This is a genomic window from Paenibacillus sp. FSL R7-0297 (assembly GCF_038009025.1).
Classification (GTDB): Bacteria; Bacillota; Bacilli; order Paenibacillales; family Paenibacillaceae; genus Paenibacillus_AQ.
On sequence record NZ_JBBPAQ010000001.1, the window covers coordinates 6,349,781 to 6,362,463 of the forward strand.

General features: G+C 52.0%; 7 protein-coding genes. All 7 read right to left on the reverse strand.

The annotated features are described in order from the left end of the window. Positions 1-346: 346 nt before the first annotated feature. The 7 genes from MKZ24_RS27750 to galA all read right to left on the reverse strand — a co-directional run bounded on the left by MKZ24_RS27750 (position 347) and on the right by galA (position 12,587). Entirely contained in the window at positions 347-2,731 is a 2,385-nt protein-coding gene (locus MKZ24_RS27750) for a beta-galactosidase (protein WP_042234521.1), read from the reverse strand. A gap of 121 nt (positions 2,732-2,852) precedes the next feature. Then, positions 2,853-4,433, reverse strand: a complete 1,581-nt coding sequence (locus MKZ24_RS27755; protein ID WP_042242044.1) for an ABC transporter substrate-binding protein — start codon at positions 4,431-4,433, stop codon at positions 2,853-2,855. A 67-nt stretch (positions 4,434-4,500) separates the two neighbouring features. Next, the gene (locus tag MKZ24_RS27760) at positions 4,501-5,364 is read right to left on the reverse strand and encodes a carbohydrate ABC transporter permease (RefSeq protein ID WP_442950514.1); all 864 of its coding nucleotides are present in this window, start codon (positions 5,362-5,364) and stop codon (positions 4,501-4,503) included. 85 nt (positions 5,365-5,449) lie between these two features. Next, positions 5,450-6,376, reverse strand: coding sequence for an ABC transporter permease (locus MKZ24_RS27765; protein WP_042135342.1), 927 nt, complete (start codon positions 6,374-6,376; stop codon positions 5,450-5,452). A gap of 187 nt (positions 6,377-6,563) precedes the next feature. Continuing rightward, positions 6,564-8,123, reverse strand: a complete 1,560-nt coding sequence (locus MKZ24_RS27770) for a response regulator (RefSeq protein WP_042234519.1) — start codon at positions 8,121-8,123, stop codon at positions 6,564-6,566. Between the two features lie 62 nt (positions 8,124-8,185). After that, complete coding sequence (locus MKZ24_RS27775) at positions 8,186-9,907, reverse strand: sensor histidine kinase (protein ID WP_340788799.1); 1,722 nt, start codon at positions 9,905-9,907, stop codon at positions 8,186-8,188. Between the two features lie 307 nt (positions 9,908-10,214). After that, positions 10,215-12,587: a beta-galactosidase GalA gene (gene galA, locus MKZ24_RS27780; RefSeq protein ID WP_340790226.1), complete on the reverse strand. Its 2,373-nt coding sequence runs from the start codon at positions 12,585-12,587 to the stop codon at positions 10,215-10,217. Between the last annotated feature and the right edge of the window lie 96 nt (positions 12,588-12,683).

The following is a 12,683-nucleotide window of genomic DNA, read 5'->3' on the forward strand; positions in this document are numbered from 1 at the left end:
TTCAACAACTCCCATCGTTTGCCTTCCAAGTAAGGACATATAAAAGAATGGTGAGGCCTATCGTTGCTTCCCAATAGAAGCCATAGTTCGTAAGTTACTCATAAATCTTTTACCGCCGTCCACATGCTTCGTCCACTCCAGACAATCAGCCGGATATTCCTGCTACTTTACATGCCTTTGCTAATCCACCTCATATACAGTCTACAACCAACCGCTCTTTCTGCTCCTCAACCTTCCTTACTCCGTCCAGCATTACTCTCTGTTGCACAATACTTCACCGTTCACTTCTCTGTCCTGCTCTTATCCACATTTTCTCTATATCGTATATCAATCTTGGCCTTACCCCTTAGTTCTCCCCATCCGCCAACTCCTGCAGCTTAAGCGCAACCCGGTACACCGGCGTAGCCGTTACGCTGTGGAACATAGCGGTCGCTTCACCCTCGAATATCTTTTCCACCGCCATGGCTGCATCGGCGGCCACAGTTACAGCACCCGTGCGGAGCGGCGTAGTTTCGAGGATGATCTCACCTCTGCGAAGGACATCGCGGAAACGTGACAGGCCGATCTCCCAGGGAAGGCCATTATAGAAATGATCATGGAATAGCTGCCCGCCGGCGAAGGCATAGCCCACATTGCCTGTGTAATCAATGCTCAGCAGCACTTCTTCAGCTCCTTGAAGAACATCCTCAGGCAGCTGAAGCGCGAGCTTATGGTCGTGAAGACGCCGCGTGGTGAGTGCGATCTCTTTCTGCGGAACCTCTACATCACAGATCTGGAACCAGCCTTCCGTCCGTCTGCTGACAGCTGCTTCAGCCTGCACCGTACTCCACTGCGTGGCTGGTGCCACTGCTCCACCGGCATATTCACGGAACTTGAAGGCATTCTGCCCGCTACTAAGGAATTCAATACCCTCCCGGGTCTGAACAAGCGGAACCTCCGAGAACACAATCCGGCTCTGACCGCCGTCCTCCAGCTCCCACAGCTTTGCAGCATCCTTGGCACTCATCGCGTAAATCCGGACTTCCCGGGCTCCGTCGCGTTTAATTACGATCATTGAGGACACTTGATGGGGAATGAGCACGTTGTAGCTGCTGCCGTTCCCCTCAATCGTTCCGGCATCGGTTGATACACTGAGAATACCGTCCTGCGCATCCAGCAGGAACTCACCATCCATACCCTCCGGCATCGCGAAGAAATAGGTGATGGCTTCAGCAGATTCCACAGCGGTGACCGGCTGGGCCGTTGCATATTTCAGGTTCAGTCCGTCCAGTGCAAAGTTAAACGGCAGCAGGAATGAAGCCTTGGGCTTGACGGTCAGCGAACTCCGCTGCGGGAAGCAGAGGACCTCCTCCCCAAGCTTAACTTCAAATACAACACCCTTATGCTCATCCATCTCTACATGATCCTGATAATTATTTACGAATAAGAACCCGGAACTGCCATCCGTGCGGACGGCATAACGAAGCGTATGCGCATCATCAGGAGTAACCGCCTCTGCACCTTCCGGAAGCACGGTTGCCATAGGGGCAAGCCGGTCTGCGAATTGGCGGAGGAAATAATGCAGCGGGCGCAGCAAGCCGTTAGACTCACGGATCTGTCCGAACTCGCCAATCGGTGCCTGAAAATCGTACGTCAGCTTAGGCGTTGTGCTCTCGTTCAGGTAACCTGTTCTGCCCACCGGATTCGTGCCGCCATGGAACATATAATAACCGATAAAGTTGCAGCCGCCGGCAAGCTTCATCAGGGTCATGGCCAGTACACTTTCCGGTTCTACCTGGAACCGGGACAGATACCAGGTCTGCATGCCGCCGCCCATCTCACAGCAGGCAAACGGATACTTCGTCCGGGGATACGGCGGATTGAACTCTCCTCCCTGGGCCTGATCATCATGGAAATTCACGAATACATATTCAGGTGTCGGTGTCTGGGTTTGACCCGGGTCACTGATGCTCCACGGGGTATAGGCATATCCGCCATACAGCGGCAGGACTTCATCTTCCAGGAACGGCGCCTCGCCCCAGCCGGTGCTGGTATAAATCGGGGCAATCAGGCCGGAATCCACCGCATACTCCTTGAGCAGGCGCATATGTGCTGCACCTTCCTCGCCGCCTATTCCGCCGCTAAGATATTCGTCCCCCTGCTTCGCCGTCTGTTCCCAGAGCGCAGCGGCAGCATTGAATTCATTCTCCAGCTGAATCCCGATCACCGGCCCGCCATCCTTGTACATCAGCGCATCAGCCTCCCGGCCAATCTCTGCAAACAATCGTCTTACATAACTCAGGTACCCTTCATCATTGGAGCGGACATCGAATTCCCGCCCGAACAGCCAGTCCGGGAGTCCCCCGTTACGGACCTCGCCATGACAGAACGGACCGACACGCAGGATAACATAGAGCCCGTTATCGCGGCACAGCTCCACAAACTTCCGGAGATTGCGGTTGCCGCTCCAATCGAATTCCCCTTCTATTTCTTCATGATGATTCCAGAAGATATAGGTGGCGATCACATTGATTCCTGACATCTTCATCTGCCGGAGTTCTGTCTCCCAGTCCGCTTCCGGATACCGCGAATAGTGGAACTCGCCACAGATAGCGAAATAAGGCTTGCCGTTCAGCTCCATGTAGTAATTGGTGAAGCTGATCTGGTCACCCTCCGGGTTGCTTCCCCCGAGTCGCAGGGTCGACGGATAGATTTCCTTCGGGGCAATATGGGCTTGTATCGTATGCTTCATGTGATCGGCTCCTCTGCAATTTGCTTGTTTTCTTCGTTAATGTCTATAAAAAAAACCACCCCAAAGCTATGCTCTGGAGTGGCCCGGAAGCCGTTACATTAGCTTCACCTTTATTTTGTTATTATTTCTGTGCTGCCAGGAAAGCGTCAATCTGGCTCTGCAGCTCTGTCTGCACCTTGTCAATACCAGCAGATTTCAGCTGTTTGATCAGATCTGCCTGACCTTTATCCAGATCATCAATCAAGCCATATTCCAGCGGAATGGCATAACGCAGCATCACGTTGCCGATGTTGGCTACTTCGTTCTTCACTGGTGTGGAGTCGAAGACAAAGGTTTCAAGCGGGAAGTGATAGATGCTGGACTGCCAGCTGTTGAACATGTTGTCCGCTTCTACCGGATACGCCGAATCTTGACGGTTCAGCGGGGAGTTCCAGCCCCAGTTCGAGAAGCCCGTGTAGTTGGCAGCTGCTGGTCCTGCAGTGTATTTCTTGTCGCCATCAGGAATATAGTTAGTTCCGGCAATACCGTACATCGTCAAATCATGAATTTCCTTGTCATTCTGCAGAAGATCGATCAGCATCAGAGAGCGTTCTACGTTCTTGGAAGTAGCATGGATCGCCATCCCATTCTGGGTCGAAATGGCTGCAATTTTCTTCTTGCCAGGAGTAAGGTCAGCAATCGCCAGCTCCACATCCGGTTTGTCACGGCGCATTTCAGATACATTCGCTGCTACAGTACCCAGGTTCTGAGCGTAGGAGGAAACTTTTTCAGCTTTGATATCCTGCCATACGTCATTTTTGTTGCTGACTACGTTTTTGGACCATACGCCATTGTCTGCAAGATCCTTGTAGTAGGTAAGCAGTTCTCTGAATTCAGGTGTGTCGTAGATGTTGAAAACTTTGCCGGTTGCATCATCCAGCTTATAAGCCAGCGGCAGCAGGTTAGCGTCTACCAGGTTCCAGTCATTGTTCTGCTCCAGCGTAGCCTGGTCAAGCTCATGCCATTTCCAGCCGTCGGCAGGTTTGGCACCGTATGCGGCAATTCCAGTTTCTTCTTTTGCAACTGTTTTCAGGTAATTGGCATAGGATTCAAGGCTGTTGATTTCAGGAAGATTGTATTTCTTGCGCAGATCCTCACGGTACAGAACTACTTTGTCGGTAACCTCAACGTTGTTGTTAGGAACCATGTAGAGCTTGCCGTCCACTTTGGCTTGCTCCCAGTTGACTTTAGGCATCGCTTCCCAAGTCTGCGGCATGTAAGTCGACAGCAGATCATCCGTCAGCTCCAGGAAACCGCCTTTGAGCGCCTGATCGTTATAGAGTGCCCAGTTGGCAGTATACACAAGGTCAAAATCTTCATTAGCCGCAAATTTCAGCGGGTACTTCTGTGTCCAATCCGACCAGTCGAGGAATTCAGTCTCCACGGTAGCATTGATTTTTTCTTTCAATTTCGTGTTCAGCTCTCCGAACACCTTGTCGTAGTCCCCCGGCTGGCCGCCGATCAGCAGCATCTTCAGCTTCACTTCTTTGGATGTGTCCGGAGCGCCGGTATTCGTAGCTGCCCCTTCTGTAGCCGTTGCCGGAGCTTTCGTAGCCTCTGCACCTGTATTGGCGTTGTTATTGCCGCCGCATGCACTGAGAATGGTACCCAGCGCCATCATTGTTGCCAGCGTAACTGTAAGCTTTTTTGTCTTATTTTTCATCATGACCGATGTTCCCCCTAAATCAAAATAGTATTGGGTTTATATTGATAACCAGGTTGCCCTGTGTTCATCCTTTGACTGCTCCAATTGTAAGTCCGGTTACAAAATATTTCTGGATGAACGGATAAGCAAGCAGGATCGGTCCTGTCGCCACAATGGTCATGGCCATCTTCAGACTCTCCGTAGGCAGATCCGTATTCACAACTGCGCCGGAGGCCATCATCGCCTTGCGCATGCCATCCATATTTCCGAGCATTTTGTAGAGATAATACTGCAGCGGCATCAGCTCTGATTTGGAGATGAACAAGAGTGCGTTGTACCAGTCATTCCAGTAGGCCAGAGCAATGAACAGGCCAATGGTAGCCAGGGCAGGCTTGGACAAAGGCACAATCAGCTGCATGAAAATCCGGAAATCTCCTGCGCCGTCAATCTTGGCGGATTCTGTAATGGCATCCGGGATGCTGCTCATGAACGATTTCATGACGATAATATAGAACACGTTCATCAGCAAAGGCAGGATCAGCACCAGCAATGTATCTTTAAGATGCAGATAGTTGACAATCATCAGGTACCAGGGGACCAGACCGCCGCTGAACAGTGTCGTGAAGAAGAAGAAGAAGGAGAAACGGCCGCGCCATTTGAAATCTCTCCGGGACAGCACGTAGGCCGTCATCGAAGTCAGGAACAATCCGAATAATGTACCTATGGCGGTTACAGATATGGTTATGCCGTAAGCTCTAAGCATTTCCTCCGGATACTTGAACAGCAGGCTGTAGGCCTCTGTCGAGAACGAGGACGGGAAGATCTGGAACCCTTTTTCGATAATCGTGCTCTCCTCACTCAAAGAGGAGGACACGACCAGAATGAAAGGGAAGATACAGAATATAGCGAGCACAGTAAGCGTCACGTAGCCGATAATGGACAGTATCATCTTGTCTTTATTGCCGCGCTTCCGGATAACCTCCGGAGTTTTCATGTTTGCAGTAGTTGAACTCATTTCAGTTGACCTCCTTTTCCTAGAATAGAGCACGATCCTTATCGTATTTACGAACGGCATAGTTAGCCAGCATGATGGTTACGAAACCAAGCAGGGACTGATAGAAGCCGGCCGCAGCAGACATTCCGATCTCATTGGAAGTAGTCAGTGAGCGGAACACGAAGGTGTCGATGACGTCGGTTGATGAGAACAGCAGGCCGTTGTTGCCGACCATATTGTAGAACATCCCGAAATCCCCGCGGAAGACGTTACCGATAGCCAGCAGCACCAGAATGATGACAGTAGGCATCAGGTTCGGAACCGTAATCTTCATAATCCGCTGGAAAATATTCGCCCCGTCAATCTCAGCCGCTTCGTACATCTCAGTATCAATGCTGGTGATCGCGGCCAGATACATGATTGTACCATAGCCCAGCGTCTTCCACGCGGATACGACCACCAGGATTACCGGCCAGTAGGCAGCGGTATTATAGATGTCCACCGGCTGCATGCCGAGTCCCTTAAGCAATACGTTGATGGTACCAACGTCGAAGTTGAACAGGTTGTAGGCAATGGCACCAACCACAACCCAGGAAATGAAGTAAGGCAGGAACAATACCGTTTGGGTAATTTTCCGGAACCATTTGCCGGCAACCTCGAACAGCAGGATCGCCGCAAAGATCTGAACCACATTATTCACAACGATAAAAGCAATATTGTACAGCGCCGTGTTTCGTGTTACGCGCCAGGCGTCACCAGAATTGAAGAAGAATTTAAAGTTGTCCCATCCGTTCCATGGGCTGCCGAAGACCCCGCCCGTGTAGTCGTATTGCTTAAAGGCCAGTATAATGCCTGACATGGGTATATAAGCAAAAAGCAGGAAGAACAATACCGCCGGTACAAGCATGAGGAGCAAGGATCTGTACTTCTTCACATCATCCCAGAATCCATGTTGTTTCTGTTTCATCTTGAATCCCCTTTCCAACAATCCCTTTTCTCTATAGCTTTATTATAAAGAAGCGCTTTCCCCGTGTGGATTAAGCCCAGCAACTAAAAGTAATACTTTTTCAACGATCGGTTAATATATACCATTCCCCAAAAACAAAAAAACGTTCCCCCCGGTTATAAAAACCGGACTGGAAACGTTTGGCAGGCTATATTTTCTGTTTCTTGCGGTACTCTCCCGGCGTCATGCCTGTGATCTGCTTAAACTGCCGATTGAAATAGATAATGTTCTTATAGCCCATGCGCTCGGCAATCTCATAGATTTTGAGTGTGGGATCGCCCAGCAGCTCGAAGACCCGGCCCGTCTTACGCTCATTCACGAATTCACTGAAAGGAAGCCCGTACTCTTCCTTGAACAGATAACCTAAATAGTTCGGTGTGAAGTCAAAATGGGCGGCTACCTCCTTCAGGGTAATCTTCTTCTCCAGATTCTCCTCCACATAATTCATAATATCATCGATCAGCTTACGCTTCTGCCGCTGCCGCTTCACATACAGCAGCTCCGACAGCTCGAAGAATCTGCGCCGCATCCAGGACAGGATATCGTGAATCGTCTCGAACTGGAAGAGAATATCCGGCTGATGCGACTCCCACTGCAGCAGCTCATACAGATTCTCATTCTGCTGCTGCAGATCCGCATGCAGCTTGGAGGTGATGCGGATAATCAGCTCATAGACATCCTTCTTGCTTGCACTCGTGAACAGCTCCAGCAGCTGGTCGTCGATGGCCACCAGATCATATTGAATGATTGCCTCCAGCAGCTTCACCACAGTCTGTTCCATCCGGGCCCCCGGTGTCCCGCGCGGCGAAGACTCCATATTATCCCGGATCAGCCGGTTCTTCCCGAGCAGCCACTTCGCGCTGAGCGCGGCTTGTGCCTGCTGGTAGGATTCGTGGAGTCCCGCTTCGTCTTGGGCATAACGTCCGACACCAACGGTTAACGTACAGGGTGAGGACTCTGCCATCTTGCGGATTAGTTCGTCCAGCATGTTCATGAAGCTGTCCTGCGGAAGGCTGCAAAGAATGACAAACCGGTGATGATGAACCGGAATCAGCGTACCAAGCTTCCCGTCCTCCACAAAGGATTTGATCACCCCGGCCATTTGCCGCGTCTTCACGCGCGCATCCTCCTCGGACAGATCACGCATTTTCCATTCCAGATCATCGATCTCGACAAGTGCAGCCGCCGCCCCTTTCACCAGAAGCGGGGTAAGGGCACTGCGCAGATGCGGCTCAGCGGGTTCAGGCGAGGGTTCTTCGAACCAGCGCAGGATGAGCTCTTTGTTCACAAGGGACAACGCTTCGCTGAAGGAACGGTTCTGCTCCCTTTCCTTCTCCATAGCTCCGCACAATGCGTCCAGCATGTCGTACAAATCCTTATCTTCAACAGGCTTCAGCAAGTAGCCGGAAGCATTGATCTCAATAGCTTCCTTCGCATAGCTGAAATCCTCATGGCCGCTGATGAAGACGATTTTGACCTTGGGATGGATGACCTTAGCCCTGCGCGCAAACTCCGTTCCGGTCATAATGGGCATCCGTATGTCTGACAGGATAATATCGACCCGTTCCTGCTCCATGATCTTAAGTGCGTTAAAGCCGCTGTTCGCCGTTCCTATTACTGCAATATCGAGCGGGCTTGCCAGCACCCTTCGCCGCAGCCACTCCAGATCGATAGCTTCATCGTCAACCAGCAATACATTGATACTCATCGCAATCATTTCCTCCTGTGTTTATACAAGATGCTCTGCCCTTAACCAGTCAGCGAAATTCCTCACAGGTCCTCATGATCCTGAACCCCGGCAGGTAGAAGCAGCTGGACGGTTGTCCCTCCTCCGTAGAAGCTGGCAATCGTCACACCGTATGCGTCACCGTATCTGAGCTTGATCCGCTCATTGACGTTCTTCACCCCGTAACCGCCGGACTGTCCCTTGCCCTGCATCATTTTCTTAACGACATCCGGACGCATGCCGATTCCATTGTCGATAATCTTCAGCTCAATACTGCTGCCGACCCTCCGGCCTGTCAGACGGATGGCAATGGACTCGCCAAACCAGGCATGCTTGAATATATTCTCCACAAAAGGCTGCAGCAGCAGCTTAATGACCTGCATCTGCATAATCTCCTCGTCCACATCAACATACAGAGTGAAGGTATCCGCATATTTGACCCGCTGGATTTCCAGATAAGTCGCCACCTGTTCCAGCTCCTTCTCCAGGGCAATGTACACATTGCCCTGGTTCAGCGTCAGCCGGTAGAAACGCGACAGGCCCTGGACCATCTCCGTGACCTTGCCGATTTCGCCCAGATTGGCCAGGCTGCTTATCGTCGAGAGTGTATTGTAGAGAAAATGCGGATTAATCTGCGCCTGCAACGCCTCCAGCTCCGCCTGCTTCTTCTGAATCCCCTGCACATATACGCTGTTGATCAGCCCCTGAATATTGGTGGCCATATCATTGAAGGAGTCCGCGATCTGCACAAACTCATCATTGCCGGAGAAGCGGATCCGCTTCTGGAAGTTCCCCTCCTGGAAGGAACGGACCAAGCCTACAATCCGGCTCATCTTACGCCCGGAAATACGCGCCACCACGTACCCAATCAGGGTCATAACCAGGAAGCTGAGCGAGCAGACTGCAATAATGACTTTGCGCAGACGGCCGGCATCCTGGGTCAGATACTTTTGCGGGACGAGCGCCTCAATAACGAAATTACTGCCCGGGATCTGCTCATGCAGACTGAGGAAGTTCTGCCGGCCATCGTCATAATTGGCGGTTCCGCGCTGGAACAGAATCGAATTCGTAGTCTCTTCAACCAGCCGCAGGGTAATCCCTTCTTCCACAGGGAAGGTATCGAAGCCGCCGAACAGATCCTCCAGGGAGACCGTAATGCGTATATAGCCGATCACCGTTTTGTAATCACTGAAGTTGACCAGCCTGCGGACATGGGAGAGATTACCCAGCTTCTGGTCGGTATCAATCTGCAGCCACAAATTATCGCGCTTCGAATCCTTAAGCGACAGGTACCATTCACTGCCCGTGATGTCCTCAAAGGGCAGAATATAATAATCGCTGTCATAGATCGGCTCACCCAGATTATCGCCCGATACAATATTAAGATCACTGTTCGGGGTATAGAGCATGAAGCGGATCTTGTTCCCGAACAGCTGCAGCGGTGCGGTGATCTGGGGAACAATCTCATCGATCATAGTCAGATAGATCTCAAACGGTGTCCCTTTCTGCTCAAGCGCCCGCTGAAACGGCTGGCTGCCGAACAGGTTGTCCGACATCCGCTGAATTTCATCCATCTGATAGCGGATGTTGTTCCTTGCCTGCTCCATTCCCGTCTTGATGTTGGACTCGGCCATTTCTGTTCTGGAATCAGTCAGCATGGAATACGAAATGTAGCCGATGAACACATCGGTCAGCAGGACCAGCAGCAGGTAGGGAATCATCATTTTATAAGTGAAGGGCATGTATTTCTTCAGTTTAGGCATCATTCGCGGGACATCCTCTGCATGGAATTCGTTATTTATATATAAAATGCACCTAAGAAATTACGTAAGGCTCAGCCGTCACTGCGGTGAATATTTGGACTTCCGGCCGCTGTTGTCTCCAGATTCCTCAAATTATACCGCTGTTCGCGGTGGAAATCCGGTGACAAAGGCGGTCGCTACCGCTCCTACAGTTCCAGAATCCCCCTTCGTTCCTTCTCGCTTTGTTATCTTCATTGGTTCATCTTATATATTATCGTTCCACCCGCCGGAAATAAATAGCCGCTCCACAAGTTCACTTCTCGCCTTATGATTATTCCGCAGTCACCTGCAGCACCACTTCCGCAGAGGCTAGTCCCGTGGACACCGCCCGAACCTGGATGGAGCCCGCTTCCGGTGACGCCTGAATCAAGGCCAGGCACCAGCCGTTAAAAGCACGCCGCAGCGGAGACTTGTCCGGCTCATGGCTGCTTGGATTGCCGTTGCCGACGCCGAGCAGACCTCCCGCTCCCGACACTTCAAACCGGATCTCGTTGTCGGCCGCAGGAACGACATAACCCTGCTTGTCCAGAATAGCCACGCGGACCGGGATCGTATCACAGCCATCCGCCCGGCCCTCCAGCCGGTCAGGGAACAACGCGATCTGGTACGGCTGGCCTGCTGTGACTACAGCCTTCTCGGCAATGGCCAGGCCGCCGCGTTTGCCGATAGCTTTTAACTCACCCGGCTCATAGATGACCTCCCACAATAAATACCCGGTTCTATCTGCCTGCTGTTCGCCCAGACTTCTGCCGTTCAGACTCAGCTCCACCGTCTCGGTGTTGGAGAATACGCGCACTTCAACCGGCTTCCCCTCCGAGCCCGGCCAATTCCAGTGCGGCAGCACATGAACCATCGGCTCGTCCTTCCACACCGCCTGCATATAGTAATAGCTGTCTTTGGGGAACCCGCAGGTGTCCATCAGCCCGAAATGCGAGTTAATGCACGGCCACAGATAAGGGGTCGGCTCCCCCCGGTAATCGAATCCGGTCCACATGAAGACGCCGGTCAGAAAACGGTAATTCACCAGATCACTCCACGCCTGCTGCGGAGTGCAGCCCCAGGAAGGAATGTTCGTGCCGTATTCGGAACAGTAGCCCTTGACCGGATCATCTTCGTAGATTCCCCGGGTTGCCGTATAACTGGCACATTCACTGCCGATCATCAGCCGCTCAGGATATAACCCGTGGTCACGGATGTCGATATTATGGGTCTCCCGGTGTCCATAATTATAGCCAGTAATCTCTACCACATCGTTATAGCCATTCTCGTTCCAGCCATGGTTCATCGCCGCAGAGGTCGGGCGGGTCGGATCGATCCGGCGGGTCCGGTCCGCGAGTGTCTTCAGTATCCGCGCACCTGTCACGGTACCTTCAAGAACCTCCTCATTCTCCAGGTTCCAGATGATTACTGAGGGATGATTCCGGTCCCTGAGGAGCATCCGCTCCAACTGGCTCAGTCCATTCGGGCTGCTGTCGAGCTTGCGGTTCTCATCCATTACCAGCATGCCGATCCGGTCACAGATATCCAGCAGCTCGGGGGCTGGAGGATGGTGGGCACTGCGGTAGGCGTTGGAGCCCATCTCCTGCAGCAGTCTAAGCTTGTATTCGATCAGGCTGTCCGGCAGCGCTACGCCGACCCCGGCGAAGTCCTGATGGTTGCATGTCCCTTTGATGAGCAGCGGTTCTCCGTTCAGGAAGAAGCCTTCCTCCGCATCGAAGCGTATGCTGCGGATGCCGAACAGCGTCTCATACCGGTCAATCTCTTTCCCTTCATATATAACAGCCGATTCCGCCTTATATAAATACGGCGATTCCGTACCCCAGAGCATAGGCTGATTCACCTCAAAGCTCTGCTCAATCTCCGTCTCAGCATGCCAGTCCGCATAAGCATCCGCTGAATCCGCACAGATCTGTATTCCATCCGCATCATAAATCACCGTGCGCAGCGATACCGGCAGGCCCTCAGGATAATCATTGCGGAGACGTGTGCGGATGTTGACTACGGCCTGCTCTTTGGCCACTTCCGGTGTCGTTATATAGGTTCCATACTCAGCTACATGCAGGCGGTCCGTATTCTCCAGCCAGACATGACGGTAAATGCCGCAGCCCTCATACCACCAGCCTTCACATTCGCTAGCATCTACTTTGACCAGAATGACATTACTGCCCTCCCCGCCATAGCGGAGAACATCCGACAGATCGTAACTGAACCCTATATATCCTCCGTGATGCGAGCCGATCAGATGCCCGTTAACCCATACCGTGCTGGTGCCCGATACTCCGTCAAAGCGTACCGTCCATTTACTGCCTGCAGCGTCTGCAGGAAGCTCGAAGGTTTTGCGGTAGAAGCCTGTACCGCCCGGAAGATAACCATGGCTGCCGTCCCTTGCGCCAAGCATTTCATCCGGAACATACTGCTGCTCCACACACCAGTCATGCGGCAGGCTGAGTGCGGTCCATTCCAGCTGCTGCTCACCCATTCCTTTATCATTAAAAGCAATATCCAGCCACTCCCCCTCCCGGAGAGCACCCGTATCTGTAATACCGCCTGTCATTCCACCCTTGACTGCATAAGGAATCTGGAGCTCCCCTTTATAAAAGCCCCAGTTCTCATCAAACTTGACTTTGGTTCTTACGGTTCCCATACTCACTTCTGCAAAAACCTCCTTGATGAACTAATATTCATATTGTAGAGTAGATTAGCTTTACGCCGTTAGTACAATGCTAATAATGAATAGCAC

Bases quoted from the DNA above. Each gene is read 5' to 3' on its own strand.
- MKZ24_RS27770 (WP_042234519.1), bottom strand. From the start codon at position 8,123: ATGAGTATCAATGTATTGCTGGTTGACGATGAAGCTATCGATCTGGAG.
- MKZ24_RS27755 (WP_042242044.1), bottom strand. From the start codon at position 4,433: ATGAAAAATAAGACAAAAAAGCTTACAGTTACGCTGGCAACAATGATG.
- MKZ24_RS27765 (WP_042135342.1), bottom strand. From the start codon at position 6,376: ATGAAACAGAAACAACATGGATTCTGGGATGATGTGAAGAAGTACAGA.
- MKZ24_RS27760 (WP_442950514.1), bottom strand. From the start codon at position 5,364: ATGATACTGTCCATTATCGGCTACGTGACGCTTACTGTGCTCGCTATA.
- MKZ24_RS27775 (WP_340788799.1), bottom strand. From the start codon at position 9,907: ATGATGCCTAAACTGAAGAAATACATGCCCTTCACTTATAAAATGATG.
- MKZ24_RS27750 (WP_042234521.1), bottom strand. From the start codon at position 2,731: ATGAAGCATACGATACAAGCCCATATTGCCCCGAAGGAAATCTATCCG.
- galA (WP_340790226.1), bottom strand. From the start codon at position 12,587: ATGGGAACCGTAAGAACCAAAGTCAAGTTTGATGAGAACTGGGGCTTT.